The sequence below is a fragment of the Streptomyces sp. NPDC126499 genome (assembly GCF_040302485.1).
In the GTDB taxonomy this organism is placed as follows: domain Bacteria; phylum Actinomycetota; class Actinomycetes; order Streptomycetales; family Streptomycetaceae; genus Streptomyces.
Map to the genome: position 1 here is coordinate 297,759 of NZ_JBEOUO010000003.1, position 21,686 is coordinate 319,444.

The window sequence follows — 21,686 nt, forward strand, 5'->3', positions numbered from 1 at the left end:
CCTCATGACCACCGCTGTCACACGACCCTAGCAACCTCCGGCATAGGATCCGAGACTTGCGTTACTCGCACCGCAGAAGGCGGTATTGAAAGCGGCGTTGAGCCCCATGTTTCCGTAGGTTGCGCCCCAATCGATGGCCCCCTTCGGATTGTTTACCGTCGTCCATGACTTCGGGCTGCCGCCGACCCCGCGCACTCCAGGGACCTTCGTCTTGATTGCCTGTGGGACTCTCGAAATGGCGTTGGCGCCGTACGCTTCAGCCCATGTCGCCGCACCGCCAACCGACCGTCCTACCCCGGCGGCTACGCCTCCTCCAACGGCAGTCCAGGCCAAGTCCTTCCCAAGGGCAGCAACATCCGCTTCACCGGTGAGTGCGTAGTCCACTCCGAACTTGCCAACCGCGATGACAGCACCAGCAGCGATGCAGGCACCGGCTGAAGCGATCACACATATACCGAAGCCGACAACCGGAAGCACCCGGTTCTTCCACCCGTCCCAGGTGGCGAAGGTGTCATGGAACCACCCTTTGTCCTCCGCCTGGCTCTTCCGCGCCGCCTCCGCGGCCCGCCGCTCCGTCGCGCGCTTGTCCGCGGCCTTCCTCGCCGCCTCCACCTGCTTCGCGTCGTAGTGGTAGACCTTGTAATGCCGCGGGTTCGCCCGGTACGCCCTGTACTTGCGCTGGGAGTCCGCGTCCGTGCGGGCCGTCTGATGCCAGTCGTAGGAGCCGTTCTTCTTGGTGTAGTAGCCGGTCGTCATGCCCCGTTCCTTGGCCCAGTAGTAGTCCGCGACGCCGTTGCCGCCCACCGGGCCGTCCGGGCGGAGGCCCGTCGGGTCGGACTTGGTGACCGGAGAGTTGTGGGCGTAGCTGTAGGCGTTCATCTGGGCCGGGTCCTGGGGGTCCATGATCGGGTCGACCGAGATGAACTTGCCCAGAGACGGGTCGTACTCACGGGCGCCGACGTGGGTCAGGCCCGACTGGGTGTCGATGGTGCCGCCGACGAAGCCCTGGTCGGTCGGCCACGTGCCGGTCGACGCGCTGCGGGCGTTGCCGTAGGGGTCAAGGCGGCGGCGGGTGACGAGGCCGGTCGCGGCGGCGATGACGACGAGGCCGGTGCCCTGGTGGTCGGCGCCCTGGAAGTAGAGGTCGCCGCTGTCCTGGCGGACGGCAATCGTCTGGCCGGCGAAGGAGTAGTAGCGGGTGGCCTCGACGGCGGTGCCGCCGGTCGGCAGCTTCAACTCCATACCGGGGAGGTAGAGCGTGGTCCCCGAGGCGTCCTTGCGGACGGCACGGTTGCCGTCGGCGTCGTAGAGGAACGTGGACTGCCGGCCGTCCGGTTCGTTGATCGTTTCCGGCTTGCCCTCGGAGTTCCACGCCACCTTCTGGGTGGCCGTGCCGAAGGTGCGGGTGTCGGTGTTGCCGCTCGGGTCGTAGTGGTAGGTGGACGTACGCGGACCGGCGGGGCCGGTCTCGTCGACCTTGGTGACGGCGTGCGGGCCCGCGGTGCCCTCACCGTAGGTGAAGGTGCGGGTGGTGTCCTTCGTCGCGTCGAGACCCGGGTCGTGCGTGACGTCCTTCGTCCGGTTACCGATGGAGTCGGTGACGTAGGACTTCCAGTACGAGGCCGGGCCGCCGAGCGGGTTGGTGCCGGGCGCAGCGGCACAGGCCGCGGGGGCCTTGCCGTCCTGCGTGCCGCCGACCGTGCCGGAGCCGGTCGCCGCGTCGCCGGTGGCAGCCGGGGTCCACGCCTCGGTGAGGCGCTGCCCCGCGTCGTAGGCGAAGCACTGCACGTCGGCGACGGCCTCGGCGGTATCCGTGATGGACAGGACGTTGCCGGACTGGTCGTAGGAGTAGGCGGTGGCCTTCGCCGGGCCGGTGACGCCCTCGATGTCGATGGTCGAGCCGATCAGCCGGTCGGTGCCCTTCTCGTACGCGAAGGACTGCTGGACCGTGCGGCCGTTGCCGTTCGACAGGAGCAAACCCTTGAGCTGCCCGGTGGGCGTGTACAGCGTGTCCTTGACGTAGCCGGACGTCGCACTCGCCATGGTGTCGGGGCGGTTCAGCTCGTCGTACGTGTAGGCGAACGTCTCGACAGGCAGCTTGCCCGCTGCCGGCATGGCCGTGCTGGTGACGTTGCCGTCGAGGCCGTACATGGTGGTGAAGGAGTACGTCCCCTGGAGCTTGCTGTCGACGCCTGCGGCGACGTAGTAGTCGGTCCGCTCGGGCCGGTAGAGCGCGTCACGGGTCTGGACGTAGGTGGAGTAGGCCTCGACGCCGTTGACGTACCGGATGGAAGCCCAGGGCTGGCCCAGGTAGCCCGTGTTGTCGTACAGGTTCTCGGTCAGTCTTGTGCCGGTCCCCGCGTCACCCTCCCAGGTGCCGGTCTCGCGGCCGAGGGCGTCATAGGTGATGGAGATCTTCTTCTCGCGTGCGTCCAGGCTCCACTTGGGCCGGTCGAGGTTGTCGTACTCGGTGGTCGTGGTGCCCGCGTCCGGGTCCTGGACGGAGGTCTTGCGGCCGAGCTGGTCGTAGCCGTAGCGCCAGGTGTTGTTCTGGGAGTCGGTGAAGGTCTCCAGCTGGCCGCGCTTGGTGTACGTGTACCTGATGGTGTCGTACTGGGTGCCGGGGCCGACCGGCTCCGGGGACGCGGTGCGGTAGTGGCGAAGCTCCTTGACCCGCCCGTGGATGTCGTTGATGGTCGTCGTGGGTACACCGCCGACCGGCGGGTCGACGTGCACCGCGGTGCCGTCGTAGGCGGTGGTCGTGCGCCACTGCTCGACGCCGGCGATGAGGGAGATCTCCGCGGTGGTCCGGCCGAGGCCGTCGTACTCGTAGCGGGTCTGTGAACCGGTCAGCCCGTCGGCGACGAGGATCAGCTCGTCCGACGGTGCCTGCGCCGCGTTGTAGGTGGCGTTGGTCTTCTTCGTCTTCCCCGTGCCGTCGTACCAGGTGTCGCTGACGAGGCTGGTGCCGTCGGCGCCCGGGCTCTGCGTCTGCCGTGGACGCAGCAGGCTGTCGTAGAGCTGGTAAGCGGCCTCGTACGATCCGTCGTTCCGCAGAGTTTCCGTCTTGACCGCGACCGGCTTGTCACGGCGGACGTTGTAGGAGTACTTGACGCTCGGGGTGGAGGTCTTGGCCCGGTTGGCGTGCCAGACCGAGGTGAGCCGGCCGAGCGCGTCGTACGCCAGGTCGGTGCGCTTCTTGTTGGGGTCGGTGACGCCGCTGGCCGCGCCCCAGGCGGGGGCGTAGTCGGTGACGGTGACGTGGCCCAGCGCGTTGGTGACCGTGGTCCGGGTCAGCAGGCCGTTGGTGTCGGTGTAAGTGGTCCTGGTCGGCTTGAGGTCCGCGTCCTTGACCAGCGTCGGACGGCCGAAGCCGTCGACCTCGGTGGTGCTGGTGACCTGGTAGGTCGGAGTGGTCCCGTCGTGGGCGGTCAACCGCTCGCTCTTGATGACGTCACCGGCGGTGTTGTACGTCGTCTTCTCGTCACTGATGACCTGCGTCCTGCGGTCCGGGGTGACGCCGCAGTGGACGGTGACGGTCTCCTTGCGGGAGACCTGGTCGTAGACGTGCTGGGCCGGGACGTCGGCGTACGCGGGCCGGACGCACTTGTCGTCATCGGCGGTCGTGACGTCGCCGAAGTCGTCGGTGTGCTTCAGGCGGGTGCCGGGGACGGTGGTGTCGTAGGTCGGTACGGACTTGGTCTGGGTCCAGGTGTTGTCGGACTGCAGGTGGTAGACGCGGGTCGCGCCCGGAGCGACGACGGTGGCCTTGGTCGTGGCCCAGGTCTTCGTCTGGGTCGCGGTCTCCGTCTTCCACGGCTCGGTGATCGTCTTGGAGACCGCCTTGCCGCCGACGGCCAGGTCGTAGGCCTGCTCCTCGATCTCGACGCCGGTGAACTCCTTGCTGCCGGTGTACTCGACGCCGGTGGAGTCCTTCACCTTCTCGATACGGGTGCTCGTGGTGGTCCCGGGGAGCTTGTCGCCGTCGAGGCCCTGGAGATAGGTGTAGTCGGTGCGGGACCTCATGGTCTGGCCGTTGCCACCGGTGACGGTGACCTTTCCGTAGCCCTGCCACTGGCTCCAGGTCAGGTATTTCGGGTCGGTGATGCCGTTGGGCTCGGCGTACCGCCAGCCGGCGGGGCCCGCGTAGGCGTAGCGGGTGACGAGGTCGTCGCTGCGGCCCGTGCGGTCGGTGTCGGTGATCTGCTCGACGACGTACTTGTGGAACCAGTCCGTCTGGGCGTCGGCCGCGCCCGGCGGGGTCCAGATGACCGGGTAGCAGCGCTTGGTCGAGGACCCGGGCTGCGGCAGCGTGGTCGGCGTGCACTCGCGGGGCGCGTAAGTGATGTCGAGCTGCGCGCCGGTCTCGCTGGTCACGGTGGTGAGGCGGAAGCGGTAGAACGGGTCGGTGTTGTCGGTGTCGCTGTCGACCCGGTTCATCTTGGGCTCGCCACCGAACGTCACGGACGGCAGCGAGGCGGAGCCGCTGCCGGCCCGGCCCTCGTGGTCGATCTTGGACAGCCAGAGGGACTTGGTGGCGTCACCGTTGTCCGTGAAGAGGTGGGTGAACGTCCAGGCGTCGATGTCGTCGTACTCGCCGGCGACCGCGCTGGTGCTCATCTGGGTGGTGATTCCGGTGAGCCGCTTGGTCGTCCAGAAGGTTTGGGTGCTCTGTGCCAGGGTGCACTTGGTGTTGGCGGCGCAGTGCCGGTCGACCGGGGTATCGGGCCATCGTGCCGCGTTGGCCGTCGTGAACTTGGCCGGGGCGCAGTCGAACGTCGCGTCCGGAAGGCAGCGCTCGACGGTGGTGAAGACGACGCGCGCCGGAGCCTTGGTGGAATAGACGGCGTTGTCGCGCTGACCGTAGTCGATGCGCTTGACGAAGCCGGCGCGGTGGTACGCGGTGCCGTTGACGTCCGTCTTGCCGTTCAGGGCGTAGTGGTTGGTCTCCGGCGTGTAGAAGTACGACCTGACGTCGCCGTGCCGGTCCTTGACGTAGTCGAGGTTCCATCGCCAGGCCTGCTTGCAGTGGGCGCTCGCGAAGGTGGCGTTGTAGCAGGGCTCGCCCGAGTCGTCACCGAAGACGGGTGCCGTCCAGGTGGACTGGGTCTCCTCCTTGCCCGTCGTCCAGCCGGGGAGCCGGTTCAGGCCGAAGTAGTACTCCGTACCGTCCGTCGTGGTGATCTTCCAGTACTCGCCGTCGTTGTCGCCGTTGCCGGTGGCGTAGGTCGAACCGTTCAGCTTCTGGATCTTGGCGCCGTTGTCGTTGGCGAAGTGCCAGCTGCCGTCCTTGTCGCTCTTGACGAGCGTGGACGACTGGCCGTTGAGCATGACGGTGGCGTTGTCGTACGCCCAGCACTGCTCGCCGGATCCGGTGTGGCCGTCGTCGGAGCAGGGTTTGTAGGAGCGCTCGATGTAGTCCGGCTCGTAGCCGAATCCCTCACCGATCCAGGAGCCCTGGTTGTTGGTGGCGGCGGTGCGGCCGTCGGCGGACTGGGACGAGTAGCCGAGCTCGATGTTGGGCGCGATGTCACCGGGGGTCGGCACGGTGCGCAGCGGATACGACCAGGAGAAGCCGCCCGAGGAGTTGTTGACCGACCAGCTGGCGGAGGGTGCGAGCTGCGTGGCCTTGTAGTTGCCCTTCGCGGAGGAGGCCGTGGGCGTCAGCGCGTACACGGCGGTCGCGGGGGCGTTCGCCGAGGTGGCGGTGACATCGGCGCTGACCGTGCGGGTTTGGGTGTCGTTGACGGCGGCGAGGGTCTTCGGGGTGGCCGTACAGTCCTTGCTGCCGGGTGCCGCCGTCAGGACGCAGGCGGGCAGCTGGACCAGGGTGAGCCGGGACCCGTAGGCGCCGCCGGCACCGTCGGCGAAGGCGGAGTAATCGAGGGACAACCGCACCGGTGCGGCGCTGGTTCCGGTGTCGGCGCGCGCGACGGTGAGAAGGGCGGCTCCGCCCCAGGGGGCCGCCTTGTCCCGACCGAGAGAGGTGATCCTCACCTTGGCGGGAGCGGTGGCCGGCGGTGTGTCCTGCGCCGCGGCCGCGCGGTTCTTCGTAGTCGTGGGTGCGACGGTGACGGGCAGTCCGCCGATGCGGGTCTTGGCCGCCTGCTGGGCGGGGGCCTTCACCGTACGGCCGTCGGCGGCCTTCGCCCAGCCGGAGGCGGCGGACAACGTGACTTCGGCACTGGCCCGAGCAGGCCAGGAGACCTTGCCCAAGGTCTTGACTGCGGCCTTCCTGGCGGCGTCCGCGGGCAGGGGCTTGGCCTTCCCGGCGTGCTTGCCCTCTACGGGGTGAGGGTTCTTGGAGATCCCCGGGAGGCCGGCGGCCTCCGCCTGGGGTGTGACTGCTTGGGCGACGCCGCCCGAGAGGGCCAGCGTCAGGACGAGGACCATGCCGGACAACGCGCTTCTTGGCATGCGCGCGCCCAGCGGTCGACCGCTTAGGGGCATGACGAGACTCCGATGAGAGGTCGGAAGGAAGAAGGAAAAAGTGGTGGCGCCGAACGCCGAACCGGCCGGGCGACCTCCGAGGAGAGCCGCCCGGCCAGGCCGACCGAACTAGAGATTCGGTTCGGGCGTCACGTTGTTCAGCATCGAGATCACGGTCGGAGACAGCGCACCGGCGTAGGCCCGCACCTCGTCCACGGCGCCGGACAGGTACTGGCCGGCCTTCCCCGAGCGACCCACCTGGAGCCCGCCGGTGGAGGCCCACCCGGCCGGGTCCTCAACGGTGACCTGAACCGGCTCACCGCCGTCCACGTAGAGCCGCAGGTTCCGCGTCACCGCGTCGTAGACGACCGCCAGGTGGTTGCCGCTGCCCGTCGCGGAGGGCAGGGCGTCAGCGTTCGCCAGCTCCGTTGTCTTGGCCGTAGCGCTGTCTCCGGCGGTCAGTGTGAGCTTGAAGCGCTTGGTCGCACCGTCGTAGCGGACCGCAAGCCGGTCGGTGTTCTGCCCCGGGAGGGACAGGATCGTCTGGGTCGTGGTGGAGTCGACGTTCGTCAGCCGCACACGAGCCGCCACCGTGAAGCTCTTGTCGCCGCCCACGACCGGCGCGCTGGTGTACGCGTGGTCGTTGACGCCGTCAAGAACCATGTGGCCGTTGCCGGAGAGAGCCACCGGGTCGCGATGAGCGAGCCTGCGGTATATCTTCGCCTCGTCGTACAGAGCCAACGGGGCGCCCGTGGTCTCGGTGTTCGGCACCTTGCCGTCCACGGCGTCGGTCTCGAAGTCCCAATACGCCTTGCGGGCCGGCCGGACCGTCTGGAATTCGGCGATCTCACCGGTGGTCACGGGTCGGTTGTAGACCCGCACCTGGGACATGTCACCCGCGAAGGGGGCACCGTAGGTACCGTCAATCTTCGCCCGGCCGATCTGGAAGGCACCCGTCGCCGCCCATGAGGTGCTCCGCTCGGCCGTCGCGGTGGCCGTCGGAGTCGCCGGGTCACCGTCGTCCACGTACAACCGGAGCTGCGGCACGGCGGTGGACTTGGTGTCGAACACACCCGTCAGATGGACCCACTTGTCGACGGCCGCGGCGTCGGCGTCGACCCGGGCCGCGTAGCGGGTGTTTGCCGTGCCGTCCGCGTCGGGCGCGGAGAAGGCCCAGGACTTCGTGGCGGCGTCGTAGCCGAGCACGAAGCCGGCCTGGTCGGTGCCGTCCTGGCTGAGAACCGTCATGTCACGGTCGAGGGCCGCCGGCTTGACCCAGGCACTCACCGAGAAGCCCAGCGTCGTGTCGACGACGGAGGCGTCCTCCGCCGGAGCCTGCTCGTCGGCGGTGGTGAGGTAAGCGAGGGACGTACCGTCGAAGCGCGCCACCGGGTCGGACATGCCGCCCCTGCCGGCCACCTGGAAGGTCACGCCCGTACCGGGGTGGGCAGGAGAGCTGCCCACCTCGTCGAGAGCCTCCGTGCTGCCTTCGGGGTCGGCGAGGCTCCACTGGGCGATCCGCCCGCTCGCGACCAGGAAGCTGTACGTCGTTCGCGCGCTCGTGTGCCCGGCACCGTCGACGGATTCGACCCACAGGGTGTGGCGTCCTGCCCAGGTCGGGGTCCACGTCAGCATCAGGCCGCTGAGGGCGACGCGCGTCGTGGGCGGGGCGCCGTCAAAGCTGTAGCGGAAGCTGGCCACGTCCTTGTCGGCGGGAGCGATCCTGAACACTCCCATGCCGCCGATGCCGTCGCGCCACTGGTTGTCGTCCTTGTACGGCGTGCCCGTGACGATCGGCCTGGCCGGGATGGTTGAGTCGCGCCGTACGACACAGCGGCCGGCACCGTTGGCGGAGCTCCAGGGCCCCCAGGCATCCCCGTCGAAGGCGCGGGCCTGCCAGGAGATCGTGGTGTTCTCTGGGATACCGGACACCCACTTGCCGGCCAGCGCGGTCATGCCGTCGGCGCCATACACGAAGGAGACGTCCGCGACGTTGTTGGCATGCTCGTTGTTCAGGTAGTAGATGTGGCTGGACGGCCGCCAGACACCCGTGCTGTCCGTGCCGTCGCCGTTCCAGTCACCCACGACCGGCTGGTCGCCGACGCTGCCGTAGTGGATCTCGTAGCTGTTACCACCGGCGCTGTTGAAATTGCGGATGTAGAAACGGCTGATCGCGCCGTAGTACATGCCGACCGTGTCGAGGCCGTCGCCGTTCCAGTCACCCACCAGCGGGGTCATGCCGTCGGCGCCGTACACGAACGAGACGTCCGCGACGCTATTGGTGTGCTCGTTGTTCAGGTAGAACATGTGGCTGCTTGGGCGCCAAACGCCGACGGTGTCGACGCCGTCGCCGTTCCAGTCGCCCACGACCGGGAGGTCACCCGCGCTTCCGAAGGCGAAGTCGATCTTGTCCGGACCTGCATTATTGTCCCGCAGGGCGAAGGTCCGCGTTGCCGGGTCGTAGGTACCCAGGGTGTCGAGTCCGTCGCCGTTCCAGTCGCCGACGAGGACCTTCCTGCCCGTGGCGTCAAACGGGATCTGCGCGGTGTTGGGACCCGCGGTCGGCGTGGAGCGCTGGTAGACCATCTTCGTCGTCGGGTAGTACATGGCCGGGCCCGTGGGCGCCGGCGGCGCCGTGACCTGGTGGGTGAAGTGCGTGCCCGCGTTCGGCGCCTTGTAGCCGGTCTCCGCGAAGTAGCTCTTCTCGACGTTGGCCGCGTCGCGGTAGAAGACCTGGTACTGCATCTTCACCGGGTCGCTGGACGTCGCCGTGTGATCGGGGTCCCTGGCCTCGGCGCGCAACTGCGGCAGGCCGTCCACGTAAGGCGCCTGAGCCGGGTCGGTGACGCACCTGTCCCCCGGGTTCGAGCTCATGGTGGCGTTGGCGACCTGAAGCGGCGGCGTGTTGTAGGTGATCGACAGGTAGGCGTTGCCGCAGATGCGCTTCCATCCCGCGTACGCTGTCTCGTCACCGGCGCGCAGGCCGAAGGACATCGTGTTCCAGCCCCCGGCGGCCGCCGCGCGGACGTCGGTGAGGACCGCGCCGTTGCTGAAGTGGAGGTTCGCCTGGCTGCCGCAGGTGGTCGGCACGATCTTCTGGTTGACCCTCAGCAGCTGGTTGGTCCAGTCGCCGGAGGTGTTGGAGTAGTTGCTGGACTCCGTGACCGTGTAGTTCGCGCCGCCGACCCGGTACAGGTCGATCGGCTCGGCCCGGTAGTCGTTCCAGTAGACCTTCGCCACGCGGGCGGAGAAGGTGCTGCTGAGGATCTGCTTGCCCTTGTAGAAGCCCATGGGGAAGCTGAACAGCAGCCGACGCACACCGATCCCCGAGCACGAGGCAGGTGTCTGGTCGACGGGGCAGAGGCCCACGCCCGCGTCGCCGGAGTACTTCCAGTCCTGCTCGTTCGGCATGCCCGACATCACGCCCGTCCAGGCGGTGGTGCCGGTGGTGCGTGGGGTCGGGTCGATGACGACCGGATAACCGGTGTTCTTGCCGCGCAGCAGTTTCAGGTCGGGCTTCAGGGTCAGCTTGCCCTTGGCGACGTCGATGCCCACCCTGGCCTTGCGGCCGCCGTCGGCCGCGTCGAGGGCGGGCCTCGGGTGTACGGCCCTCGGGCCGGTGTCCTGTGCGGCCGCGGCACGGGCCGGCGGGACAGGGGCGGTCGAGTCCCACATGGACGCGCTGCCCGATTCGAAGACGGTGCCGCCGACGGCGGAGTCGACGGCCTGGACAGCGCCGCCCGGCGTCTCCTTGACGGTCAGCCCCTTCGTCGAGAGGCCGAGTTCCAGGGTGTCCAACTCAGGATTGGCAGCGGCCTCGGCCGTCTTGACGACAAAGTAGTGCGAGAAGCCCTCGATACCCGCGCGGACCACGAGGTCGACGCCGGGCAGCACCTCCGCGTAGGTCGCGGTGTCGGCCTCGACCTTCGGCGTCGGCAGCGCACCGCCGGGCCAGGTGAGGGCGTACTCTCGGCCGATCCGGCTCATCCGGGCGAACGGTCCGTTGCCGCCGCCGGAGAACTCCAGGTCTACGGTCGCGGCTTTCGGAGACCAGGTGCCGTCGCCGTTGTCGACGAGGGTGGCGTCGACGGGCACCCAGTCCTCGCCTCGCTGCGTGCGCACAGGCTGGGTGTACTCGCGCGCGCTGAACGACCCGTCGGCGTTCGCGAAAACATCACGCCGCTCGTCACGGAGGCTGGTGACCTCAATGGCGTGGCCGCTCTTCTTGGCGGCGGCCTTGGCGAGCTCCTCGCTGGGTGCCTCGCCGCTCTGCGCCGCGGCGGCGACGGCGCCCGCCCGCAGGACGGCGTCCGCCTGTTGTGCGGCGACGGCCTCCTGCGCGCTGGCCGGCAAGACTGCCGTGCCGCCCGCGATAACAGCCGTCAGCGTCGTGATGACGGCCCCGTATGTCGCTCTGCGGCGACGTCTTCCCCACCCCATAGGCCCCCCAGCCTCGTTGAATGTGCACACGGTTCGTGCACGCGACGAGGACGCTACTCAGGCGGTCGGAGGAGAGGTGGGGTGATCTTTTGAATCGAACCGGCAAATCTCTTTCGATTGGTGACATACAAGGCGGCCGCCGTTCACCTCCCCCCTCCTCACGCCGCGCACACAACCGGACGCAGAATGCCAGCTCAGGAGCCCGAAAAAGTCGACCTAGAGACAAAGTCGGGTGCCGATCAAGGGAAATGGCATGTGAACATCATGTGTTCGATTCTTGTGCGACTTCGTCAAGTCGTGGGAGATCAGGACACGATGTCCTTGCGCGCGAAGCCCCGGAACGCCAGCGCGAACAACACCAGGGCGTACGTCACCGAGATCGCCGTGCCCTTGGCCATGCCCGACCATTCCAGGTGGGGCTGGAGGGCGTCCGCCCAGGCGAACTGCCAGTGGGCCGGGAGGAAGGCGCGCCAGTCGCCGAGGGCGGTGACCGCGTCGAGGACGTTGCCGATGATGGTGAGGCCGACGGCGCCGCCGACCGCGCCGAGGGGGGCGTCGGTGCGGGTGGAGAGCCAGAAGGCGAGGCCGGCGGTGACGAGCTGGGAGACGAAGACGAAGGCGACCACGAGGGCGAGGCGGGGCAGGGCGTCCGTCGCCGGGAGGGTGCCGCCGGTGGGGAGGCGCAGCGGGCCCCAGCCGTAGGCGACCGTGCCGGCGGCGAGGGCGACGAGCGGGAGCAGCAGGATGGCGGCGGCGCTGAATCCGAGGGCGACCGCGAGTTTGGACCACAGCAGCCGGGCGCGGGGGACGGGTGAGGCGAGCAGGTAGCGCAGGGAGGACCAGCCGGCCTCCGAGGCGACCGTGTCGCCGCAGAACAGGGCGACCGGGATGACCAGGAGGAAGCCCGCCGAGACGAAGAGGCAGGTCGCCGCGAAGTTGGCCCCGGACGCCGTGGCCGTGTCCATGAGGGTGATCCGGCCGTTCCGCGAGCCGTCCGGGGAGCCGCCGATGGCGAAGGCGACGATCAGGACGAAGGGCAGGGCGGCCAGGATCAGGCCCATCACCAGGGTGCGGCGGCGCTTGAGCTGCCGCATGGCCTCCACGCGCAGCGGCAGGGTGCGGCCGGGGGCGTATCCGGGAGCGGCGGCTGCGGTGGCGGCGGTCATGCGGTCTCTCCGATCAGGGTCAGGAACGCGTCCTCCAGGCGGCGGTGCGGGCCCACCCCGGTCACCGGCACGTCGAGGCGGACGAGTTCGCCGATCAGGGCCGTGGGCCCGGCGACTCCGGCCGCGTCGAGGCGGACGAGCAGGCCGCCGTCCACGCGTACGGCACCGAGCTTCTCCACCACCGCGTCCGGCACCGGACCGCCGAGGGTGACGAGCAGGGTGTCGCCGGAGCCGGTGATCTCCTCGACCGGGCCGGCCTGGACGAGGCGGCCCCGGTCCATCACCACGAGGTGGGTGCAGGACTGTTCGACCTCGGCGAGCAGGTGGCTGGAGACGATGACGGTCCGGCCGCCCGCCGCGTAACGGATCATCACCTCCCGCATCTCCCGGATCTGCGGCGGGTCGAGGCCGTTCGTCGGCTCGTCCAGGATCAGCAGGTCCGGCAGGCCGAGCATGGCCTGGGCGAGGGCGAGCCGCTGTCGCATGCCCTGGGAGTAGGTGCGGACGGCGCGTTCCAGGGCGCCGCCCAGGTTGGCGATCCGCAGCGCCTCGTCGAGGTGGGCGTCCTCGGCGGGGCGGCCGGTGGCCTTCCAGTACAGCTCCAGGTTCTCCCGGCCCGACAGATGCGGCAGGAAGCCCGCGCCCTCGACGAACGCGCCGACCCGGGACAGCACCGGCGCGCCCGGCCGGACGGCCTGGCCGAAGACCCGGATCTCGCCCTCGTCCGGGGTGATCAGCCCCATCAGCATGCGCAGCGTGGTCGTCTTGCCGGCGCCGTTCGGCCCGAGCAGGCCGAGGACCTGGCCCTGCTCGACGCGGAAGGACAGGTCGCGGACGCTGTAGCGGTCACCGCCCTTGTACTTCTTCGTCAGCCCCGTGATCTGGAGCGGTACGTCCGCGAGGGCGGGGTCGGGGGCCGGGGCGGCCGTCCGGCGGCGGGCGGTGAGCAGCAGCCCCGCCGCGACGACGAGACCGGCGGCGGGCAGGCCCCACACCCACCACGGCAGCCCCGCCGCCTGGGTGGCGACGGCCGGCGCGGTCGGCACGGTGAGCGGGCCGCGGACGGCGACGGTGTACGTGGCGGGCGCGGCCGGCGAGGCGTAGCCGAGGTCGGTGGCGGCGAGGACCAGCCGCAGCCGGTGCCCGGCGGCCACCTCGTGGTCCACGGCGGGCAGGGTCAGCGAGACCTCGCGGCCCTGTGCGGCGCCCTCGACCCGGACCGGGGTGACCAGTTGGGCGGGCAGCACCTGCTGCCGTCCGTCCGGCTCCACGTCGTACACCTTGGCGAAGAGGACCGCCGAGCCGTCGGCGGCGGTGGAGGTGACCCGTACGCGCACGGTCGGGGCGCCGGTGACGCGGATCGGCCGGGTCTGCGGCCGGGCGTCGAAGGCGGCGAACTGGCCCGGGAAGTCGAGGGAGAGCCCTCCCATGCCGAGGGAGGACAGCTGGGAGAGCCCGCCGCCGAGGCCGGGTACGGCGGACAGAGCGGGAGGACTGGCGCCGGCCGGGTTGGCGAAGGAGCTCGGCGGCCCGGCGAGCGGGACGGAGACGGGCGCGGCGGCGAGGCCGGGGTAGCGGTCGGCGGTGGCGCCGCGCAGGGTGGCCCGGCCGTCGGTGGAGTCGACGCCTCCGGTACGGCTGACGCGGAAGGCGGGTCCGGTGTCGACGGACGCGTCCCGCCCCAGGTAGCGGTCGAACCAGGCGGTGATACGGGCCTGGACGCGCTCCGTCTCGCGGTCGCCGCCGTCGTGTCCGCCGGACGTCCAGTCGACGGCGACGGGGGCGCCGCCCGCGGCGATGGTCCTCGCCATGGCGTCGGCCTGGTCGAGGGTGAAGAGGGAGTCGGACTGCCCCTGGACGATCAGCGCGGGCACCTTGATGCGGGCGCCGACGGCCGAGGGGCTGCGGGCCTCCAGGAGCGCGCGGGCGGCCGGGTCCGGCTTCCCGGAGACGGCGACCCGCTGGTAGAGGGCGCAGACCTCGGGGCTGAAGCGACCGCAGGCGTCCCCGTTCTCAGGGACCGTCCCGTTCGCCGGCTCCGCCGGGCCCGCCGGGCCCGCCCCGCTCGTCCGGTCCGTCGCACCCGTCCCGTTCGCCGGCTCCGTCCCGCCGGCCGGGCCCGTCTCGCCCGCCCGGTCCGCCCCGTCCGCCAGGCTGCCCTCCCGGTCCATCCCGCGCACCCGGTCCGTCCCGCCCGCCGGGCCCCCCGCCCCCGCCCCCGCGCCCGCCGAGAAGAAGATGCCCGCCCACAGCTTCTTGAAGACCCCGTTCGGGAACAGCGCGTCCGCGAGGTTCCAGTAGGTGATCTGCGGGGCGATGGCGTCGACGCGCGGGTCGTGGCCGGCCGCGAGCAGCGAGACCGCGCCGCCGTAGGAGGCGCCCGTGACGCCGACGCGCGGGTCGCCCGGCTTGTCGAGGAGGACCTCGGGGCGGTCGGCGAGCCAGTCGACGAGCCGGCGGACGTCCTTGACCTCGCGTTCCGGGTCGTTGAGGCCGATCTGCCCGGTGGAGGCGCCGAAGCCGCGGGCGGACCAGGTGAGCACGGCGTAGCCGTCGCGGGCGAGCTGCTCGGCCTGGGCGCGGACGTCGTCCTTGGAGCCGCCGAAGCCGTGGCCGACGAGGACGGCGGGACGGCGGCGGTCGGCGTCGCCCGCGGTGAAGTACGAGGTGTCGATCCGTACCCCGTCGAGGTCGAGCATCCGGTCGGCGCGCCGCACGGGCGCGGGTTCGTCGGAGGCGACGGCGGTCCAGGTGCCGGCGCCGCCCGCGAGCACGGCGAGGGCGGCGCCGAGGGCGGCCCACCGTGGGAGGCCCGGGCGGGGAGGTCGCAGCTTCATGGGTCGAGCCTAGGCGGCGGCGCGGGTCGGCTCGGCTGCCCGGGGGCGGAACCGGGCGGCCTCCTCAGGTCGTACGCAGTACGGTCCCCGTACACCAGACGCGGTACGGCGGCAGGGCGGTGCGGCGGTACGAACGGGAGGCCCAGGTGGAGATCCGGAGGGCGACGACGGTGGCGGAGCTGATGGCGGCGGGGCATCTGTACGACGCGCCGCCGCGGGAGGAGTGGGCCGCGGACTTCCTCGCGGCGCCGGGGCATGTGCTGTTGGTGGCGTACGCGGCGGACGGCTTTCCCGCCGGGTTCGTGTCGGGGGTCGAGATGCGCCATCCCGACAAGGGCGTGGAGATGTGTCTGTACGAGCTGTCGGTGGACGAGGCGCACCGGCGGCGGGGGATCGGGCGCGCGCTCACGGAGGCGCTGGCGGCCGAGGCGCGGGCGCGGGGCTGTTACGGGATGTGGGTGGGGGTGGATCCGGACAACGAGGCCGCGCTGCGGACGTATGGGACGGCGGGGGCGGTGGCGGAGGGTGCGTTCGCGATGCTGACGTGGGAGTTCGGGGGTGGCGGGGTGAACGCGCACTGACGCCGTCTTGTGCGGCACATGACAAAGGCGCGACGCTGTGGGCCACCATCGCGTGCCCGCACATCCGCGGGACGCGGTGCCCGTACGCGCCCGTGGCCCCACGTGCGGGCCGCACGGTCCGGTGCCCCCACGACGAGAGGTTCAGGTGCCCCAGCCGATGTCCTCCACCACCCGCCGCCTCACCGCGCTCATACCCGTGGTCGCGCTCGCCGCCGGCCTCCAGTTCGCCGCCTCCCCCACCGCACAGGGCACGCCGGCCGGCGACCTGCGGCTGGCCCCGGCGTCCCTCGCGATCGACGACAGCTGGATCGTCGTCCTCAAGGACGGTTCCACCCGCGCCGCCGATCTCGGGGTGACGCCGCAGCACCAGTACCGGTCGGCGCTCAAGGGCTTCTCGGCCACGATGTCGCGGGCGAAGGCCGCCGCGCTCGCCGCCGACCCGCGGGTGGCGTACGTCGAGCAGAACGCGACCGTACGGGTCGCCGACACGCAGACCGGCGCGACCTGGGGTCTCGACCGGGTCGACCAGCGGGACCTGCCGCTGTCGACGACGTACACGTACGACACGACCGCGTCGAACGTCACCGCGTACGTCATCGACACCGGCATCCGCACCTCCCACTCCGAGTTCGGCGGGCGGGCGACGGTCGGCACGGACACCGTCGGGGACGGGCAGAACGGCCAGGACTGCCAGGGCCACGGCACGCACGTCGCGGGCACGGTCGGCGGCGCGAAGTACGGCGTCGCCAAGAGTGTGAAGCTGGTGGCGGTACGGGTCCTCAACTGCACCGGCTCCGGCACGACCGCCGGGGTCATCGCGGGCGTCGACTGGGTGACGGCCAACGCGGTCAAGCCGGCCGTCGCCAACATGAGTTTGGGCGGCGGGGCGAACACCTCGCTCGACGACGCGGTGAAGCGCTCGATCGCCTCGGGCGTCAGCTACGCGGTCGCCGCGGGCAACGGCAACATCCTCGGCTGGCCCGCGAACGCCTGCAACTACTCCCCCGCCCGCGTCCCCGAGGCCCTCACGGTCGGCGCGACGGACTCCGCCGACAAGCGGGCCTCCTTCTCCAACTACGGCACCTGCGTGGACCTCTTCGCCCCGGGCGTGGGCATCACCTCGGCGTGGAAGGACAACGACACGGCGACCAGCAGCATCTCCGGCACCTCCATGGCCGCCCCGCACACCGCGGGCGTCGCGGCCCTCTACCTCGCCACCCACCCGACGGCCACCCCGGCCCAGGTGAGCAGCGCCCTCGTCGCCAACGCGACCTCCGGCAAGGTCCAGGACCCGAGGACCGGCTCCCCGAACAAGCTCCTGTATTCGCGCTGGTAGCCGGCCGCTAGGCCGACGCGTCGCCCTCGGCGACCACGCGCCCGAGGAGCCCGTCCCCCACCGGGTACGGCCGCTCCTCGGGCAGCAGTGCTTCCGCCTCCGGCAGGCGCCCCTCGCGTACCAGGCCGTGGATCTCGCGGGCGAGCGGCGTCACCTCGCGGATGCCGACGGTCCACTCGTCCGCGTACCGGCGGGACGCCTCCCCGGCCAGGCCCAGTTGCAGCGAGCGGTACGACAGCGGGCGCAGGTGCAGGTCGCGCTCCGGGTCCCACTGCACCCGGGCCGGGGACCGCTTCAGCTCGCGCTGCCAGGTGGCGCGGTCGGCGTGGAAACCCCGGACGTAGTGGGAGAGGCAGGCGTGGCGCAGCGCCCACTCGAAGCCCTCACGGGTGATCTCGACGGCGAGGACCGTCTCCTGTCCCTCCTTCAGGCCCCAGCCGCAGCGGTACATCATCCACAGGAACGAGGGCTTGATCCAGGTCATCCGGTCCCGCTTCCACACGGCCGGGAAACGGCCGTCGCGGGCGGCCGCGAGGCCGATCTCCGGGCGGTACGCCTGGTAGACGGTCACCGTCGTGTCGGTGTGGGCGGCGCGGATCTGGTACTTCGGGGGTACGGGCATGGCCCCCAGGATGCGCGGGCGCGCGCCCCGGGGGCCAGCGGATTCACCGGCGTCCGGTGCTCAGTGGTTGCGCGGGAAGCCCAGGTCGACGCCCGCCGGGGCCTCGGACGGGTCCGGCCAGCGGGTCGTGACGACCTTGCCGCGGGTGTAGAAGTGGACGCCGTCGTTGCCGTAGATGTGGTGGTCGCCGAAGAGCGAGTCCTTCCAGCCGCCGAAGGAGTGGTAGCCCACCGGCACCGGGATCGGCACGTTCACGCCGACCATGCCCGCCTCGACCTCCAGCTGGAAGCGGCGGGCCGCGCCGCCGTCGCGGGTGAAGATGGCGGTGCCGTTGCCGAACGGCGAGGCGTTGATCAGGGCGAGGCCCTCCTCGTACGTCTCGGCGCGCAGCACGCACAGCACCGGGCCGAAGATCTCGTCCTGGTACGCCTTGGCCGTGGTCGGCACGTGGTCGAGGAGGGACAGGCCGATCCAGTGGCCGTTCTCGTGGCCGTCGACGGTGTAGCCGGTGCCGTCGAGGACGACCTCGCAGCCCTCGTCCGCCGCGCCGTGCACGTAGGAGGCGACCTTGTCGCGGTGGGCGGCCGTGATGAGCGGGCCCATCTCGGAGGTCGGGTCGGTGCCGGGGCCGATCTTGATCTTCTCGGCGCGCTCGCGGATCTTCTGCACCAGTTCGTCGCCGATCGCGCCGACCGCGACGACCGCGGAGATCGCCATGCAGCGCTCGCCGGCCGAGCCGTACGCCGCCGAGACCGCCGCGTCGGCGGCCGCGTCCAGGTCGGCGTCGGGCAGCACGAGCATGTGGTTCTTCGCGCCGCCGAGGGCCTGGACGCGCTTGCCGTTCGCGGAGGCGGTGGTGTGGATGTGGCGGGCGATCGGGGTGGAGCCGACGAAGGAGACGGCGGAGACGTCCGGGTGCTCGAGCAGCCGGTCCACGGCCACCTTGTCGCCGTGGACGACGTTGAAGACGCCGTCCGGCAGGCCGGCCTCGGCGAGCAGCTCGGCGATCTTCAGGGACGGCGACGGGTCCTTCTCGCTCGGCTTCAGGACGAAGGTGTTGCCGCAGGCGATGGCGAGCGGGAACATCCACATCGGCACCATCGCCGGGAAGTTGAACGGGGTGATGCCGGCCACCACGCCCACCGGCTGGCGGATCGCGGCCACGTCGACCCGGTTGGACACCTGGGTGGACAGCTCGCCCTTGAGCTGGGTGGTGATGCCGCAGGCCAGGTCGACGATCTCCAGGCCGCGGGCGACCTCGCCGAGCGCGTCGGAGTGCACCTTGCCGTGCTCGGCGACGATCAGCTCGGCGATCGCGTCGCGGTTGGCGTCGAGCAGCGCGCGGAAGCGGAAGAGGATCGTGGTGCGCTGGGCCAGCGAGGAGGTGCCCCAGGTCGCGAAGGCGTCCTTGGCGGCGGCGACGGCGGCGTCGACCTCCTCGACGGAGGCGAGCGCGACCCGGGTGGTGACGGCGCCGGTGGCCGGGTCGGTGACCGGGCCCCAGTTGCCCGACGTGCCTTCGACGGTCTTGCCACCGATCCAGTGGTTGACGGTCTTCGTCATGACGACATGCTCCTTCTGGCTGCTACAGGTGGCGGCGTCGGGCGGTGACGTGCCGGTCGTACTCCTCGCGGGCCTTGACCGCCGACGAGCGGGTCGAGGTCTCGGCCACGGGCACATCCCACCACGCCTCGGCCGGGGGCGCGCCCGACACACTGTCTGCCGTTTCGGTCTCGACGTAGACACATGTGGGAACCGTCGCCCGCCGTGCGTCCGCGAGGGCTTCTCGCAGGTCACGCAGGGTGCGGGCGCGCAGCACCCGCATGCCGAGGGAGGCGGCGTTGGCGGCCAGGTCGACGGGGAGCGGCGGTCCGGTGAAGGAGCCGTCGGGGGCGCGGAGGCGGTAGTCGGTGCCGTAGCGCTCGGCTCCGACCGCCTCCGACAGGCCGCCGATGGAGGCGTAGCCGTGGTTGTCGAGGATGACGACCTTGATAGGCAGTTCCTCCTGGACGGCGGTGACGATTTCGGTGGGGTTCATCAGATACGTCCCGTCGCCGACGAGGGCCCAGACGGGCCGGCCGGGTGCGGCGAGGGCGACGCCGATGGCGGCGGGGATCTCGTATCCCATGCAGGAGTAGCCGTATTCGACGTGGTACTGGTCGGCCGACCGGGCCCGCCACAGCTTGTGGAGGTCGCCGGGGAGCGAGCCGGCGGCGTTGATCAGGATGTCGTCCCCGGTGACCAGGGTGTCGAGTACGCCGAGCACCTGGGTCTGGGTGGGGCGGGCGTGCTCGTCGGGTGCGACGTAGGCGCGGTCGGTCCGGCGCTGCCAGTCCTCCTTGGCGGAGGTCCACCGCGCCGGGTCCCGGCGGTGGTCGCCCAGCTTCTCGGTGAGCGCGATCAGGCCCTCGCGGGCGTCGGCGACGAGGGTCCGGGCGGCCTGTTTGTGGGCGTCGAAGGCGGTGATGTTGAGGTTGAGCAGGCGGGTGTCCGGGCCGAAGAGGGTGCCGGAGGCGGTGGTGAAGTCGGTGTGGCGGGTGCCGACGCCGATGATCAGGTCGCTGCCGCGGGCGAGGTCGTTGGCGGTCGCGGTGCCGGTGTGGCCGACGCCGCCGACGTCGCAGGGGTGGTCGTGGGGCAGGACGCCCTTGCCGGCCTGGGTGGTGGCGACGGGGAGGCCGGCCCGTTCGGCGAGGGTGCGCAGGGCGTCCTCGGCGCCGCTGTACTTCACGCCGCCGCCCGCGATGATCAGCGGCCGCTCGGCGGCCCTGACGGCGTGGACGGCCGCGTCGAGTTCGGCCGCGTCGGGCCGGGGCCGGCGCACGGTCCAGGTCCGCTCGGCGAGGAACTCCTCGGGCCAGTCGTACGCCTCGGCCTGGACGTCCTGCGGCAGGGCGAGGGTGACGGCCCCGGTCTCGGCGGGGTCGGTGAGGACGCGTACGGCGGCGAGCGCGGCCGGGATCAGCGCCTCGGGGCGGGTGATCCGGTCGAAGTACTTCGACACCGGGCGCAGGCAGTCGTTGACGGACACCTCGCCCGCGTAGGGCACTTCGAGCTGCTGGAGGACGGGGTCGGCGGGCCGGGTGGCGAAGGTGTCGCCGGGCAGCAGCAGCACGGGCAGCCGGTTGACGGTGGCGAGCGCGGCGCCGGTGACGAGGTTGGTGGCGCCGGGGCCGATGGAGGTGGTGACGGCGTGGGCCTGGAGGCGGCGGGACTGGCGGGCGTAGCCGACGGCCGCGTGCACCATGGCCTGTTCGTTGCGTCCCTGGTGGTACGGCATGAGGCCGGGGAACTCGACGAGCGCCTGGCCGATCCCGGCGACGTTGCCGTGGCCGAAGATGCCCCAGGTGGCGGTGATCAGCCGCTGCCGTACGCCGTCGCGTTCGGTGTGCTGGGCGGCGAGGAAGCGCACCAGGGCCTGGGCGACGGTCAGACGCGTCACTGGTATCCCTCCGTGTGGTCGGGGTGGAAGCTGATCCGCCACGCGCGCTCGGGCCCGGGGCCCGCCATGACGTTGAGGTAGTACAGCGGGTGGCCGGGCTGGGCGATGGACGGGCCGTGCCAGCCGTCCGGCACGAGGACGGCGTCGCCGGTGCGGACCTCGGCGAGGAGCTCGGCGCCGCCGGGCCGGGAGGGGGTGATCCGCTGGTAGCCGTAGCCGACGCCCCGCGGGCCGGCGACCTCGTAGTAGTAGATCTCCTCCAGGACGGACTCCCGGCCGGGGTGGTGCTCGTCGTGTTTGTGGGGCGGATAGGAGGACCAGTTGCCGCCCGGGGTGACCACCTCGACGGCGATCAGCCGGTCGCAGGCGAAGGCTCCGGCGGCGGCGAAGTTGCGCACCTCGCGGGCACGGTTGCCGCTGCCGCGGGTCTCGACGGGAACCTCCGGCGCGGGGCCGTAGCGGGCGGGGAGTCGTCGCTCGCACTTCGCTCCTGCCAAAGCGAAGCGGCCTCCCGCGCCGGAGGCGATCTGGGCGTGGGCGTCCCTCGGCACATAGGCGAAGTCCGAGACCCCGTCGAACACGTCGGTCCGGCCCACGAGTTCGATGATTTCCCCGTCGACGCGCACCGTACCGCCCCCGGAGAGCGGAAGCACCACCCATTCGCTGTTCCCCGTCAGGTACGTGTGGGTCCCGCCGGGCGGCAGGTCGACGACCCGCAGCGAGCTGTGCGTCCAGCCGGCCCGTTCGGGGTCGATGTCGACGGTGTACGGGCCGCGGGCGGCGGTGCCGGCGGGCAGGTGGAGGGATGGGGGCGAGAGCGTGGTGTCCATGGT

General features: G+C 71.1%; 10 protein-coding genes. 2 read left to right on the plus strand and 8 right to left on the minus strand.

All coding sequences use genetic code 11. The features are described from left to right. Positions 1 to 27: 27 nt before the first annotated feature. From ABTZ91_RS06105 to ABTZ91_RS06120, 4 genes are all read right to left on the minus strand, one after another. The gene (locus tag ABTZ91_RS06105; RefSeq protein WP_352075925.1) at positions 28 to 6,393 is read right to left on the minus strand and encodes an RHS repeat-associated core domain-containing protein; all 6,366 of its coding nucleotides are present in this window, start codon (positions 6,391 to 6,393) and stop codon (positions 28 to 30) included. Positions 6,394 to 6,558: 165 nt separating this feature from the next. Beyond that, positions 6,559 to 10,782, minus strand: a complete 4,224-nt coding sequence (locus ABTZ91_RS06110) for a LamG domain-containing protein (protein ID WP_352075926.1) — start codon at positions 10,780 to 10,782, stop codon at positions 6,559 to 6,561. A 392-nt stretch (positions 10,783 to 11,174) separates the two neighbouring features. Next, positions 11,175 to 12,035, minus strand: coding sequence for an ABC transporter permease (locus ABTZ91_RS06115; RefSeq protein WP_352075927.1), 861 nt, complete (start codon positions 12,033 to 12,035; stop codon positions 11,175 to 11,177). Further along, complete coding sequence (locus ABTZ91_RS06120) at positions 12,032 to 14,872, minus strand: alpha/beta fold hydrolase (protein WP_352075928.1); 2,841 nt, start codon at positions 14,870 to 14,872, stop codon at positions 12,032 to 12,034. The genes ABTZ91_RS06115 and ABTZ91_RS06120 overlap by 4 nt, the downstream gene beginning before the upstream one ends. A 146-nt stretch (positions 14,873 to 15,018) precedes the next feature. Here ABTZ91_RS06120 and ABTZ91_RS06125 point away from each other — a divergent pair, with 146 nt between their 5' ends. Together ABTZ91_RS06125 and ABTZ91_RS06130 are read left to right on the plus strand one after the other, a co-directional pair. After that, positions 15,019 to 15,453 (plus strand): GNAT family N-acetyltransferase, encoded by a 435-nt coding sequence (locus ABTZ91_RS06125; RefSeq protein WP_352075929.1) that lies wholly within the window; start codon positions 15,019 to 15,021, stop codon positions 15,451 to 15,453. Positions 15,454 to 15,610: 157 nt separating this feature from the next. Beyond that, on the plus strand, positions 15,611 to 16,789 hold the full coding sequence (locus tag ABTZ91_RS06130) for a S8 family peptidase (protein WP_352075930.1): 1,179 nt from the start codon (positions 15,611 to 15,613) through the stop codon (positions 16,787 to 16,789). Positions 16,790 to 16,796: 7 nt separating this feature from the next. Here ABTZ91_RS06130 and ABTZ91_RS06135 read toward each other — a convergent pair whose 3' ends face one another. Genes ABTZ91_RS06135 through iolB form a run of 4 tightly spaced genes read right to left on the minus strand, consistent with a single transcriptional unit; the run spans position 16,797 to position 21,683 of the window. Continuing rightward, complete coding sequence (locus ABTZ91_RS06135) at positions 16,797 to 17,411, minus strand: DUF4291 domain-containing protein (RefSeq protein WP_352075931.1); 615 nt, start codon at positions 17,409 to 17,411, stop codon at positions 16,797 to 16,799. A gap of 60 nt (positions 17,412 to 17,471) precedes the next feature. Continuing rightward, positions 17,472 to 18,974, minus strand: a complete 1,503-nt coding sequence (gene mmsA, locus ABTZ91_RS06140) for a CoA-acylating methylmalonate-semialdehyde dehydrogenase (protein ID WP_352075932.1) — start codon at positions 18,972 to 18,974, stop codon at positions 17,472 to 17,474. Positions 18,975 to 18,996: 22 nt separating this feature from the next. Further along, positions 18,997 to 20,853 (minus strand): 3D-(3,5/4)-trihydroxycyclohexane-1,2-dione acylhydrolase (decyclizing), encoded by a 1,857-nt coding sequence (iolD, locus tag ABTZ91_RS06145; RefSeq protein WP_352075933.1) that lies wholly within the window; start codon positions 20,851 to 20,853, stop codon positions 18,997 to 18,999. Then, the gene (gene iolB, locus ABTZ91_RS06150) at positions 20,850 to 21,683 is read right to left on the minus strand and encodes a 5-deoxy-glucuronate isomerase (protein ID WP_352075934.1); all 834 of its coding nucleotides are present in this window, start codon (positions 21,681 to 21,683) and stop codon (positions 20,850 to 20,852) included. The genes iolD and iolB overlap by 4 nt, the downstream gene beginning before the upstream one ends. Positions 21,684 to 21,686: the final 3 nt, after the last annotated feature.

Excerpts from the sequence above, each read along its gene's own strand:
- ABTZ91_RS06105 (WP_352075925.1), bottom strand. The coding sequence starts at position 6,393 with ATGGTCCTCGTCCTGACGCTGGCCCTCTCGGGCGGCGTCGCCCAAGCA.
- ABTZ91_RS06115 (WP_352075927.1), bottom strand. The coding sequence starts at position 12,035 with ATGACCGCCGCCACCGCAGCCGCCGCTCCCGGATACGCCCCCGGCCGC.
- ABTZ91_RS06120 (WP_352075928.1), bottom strand. The coding sequence starts at position 14,872 with ATGAAGCTGCGACCTCCCCGCCCGGGCCTCCCACGGTGGGCCGCCCTC.
- ABTZ91_RS06130 (WP_352075930.1), top strand. The coding sequence starts at position 15,611 with ATGTCCTCCACCACCCGCCGCCTCACCGCGCTCATACCCGTGGTCGCG.
- ABTZ91_RS06135 (WP_352075931.1), bottom strand. The coding sequence starts at position 17,411 with ATGCCCGTACCCCCGAAGTACCAGATCCGCGCCGCCCACACCGACACG.
- mmsA (WP_352075932.1), bottom strand. The coding sequence starts at position 18,974 with ATGACGAAGACCGTCAACCACTGGATCGGTGGCAAGACCGTCGAAGGC.
- iolB (WP_352075934.1), bottom strand. The coding sequence starts at position 21,683 with ATGGACACCACGCTCTCGCCCCCATCCCTCCACCTGCCCGCCGGCACC.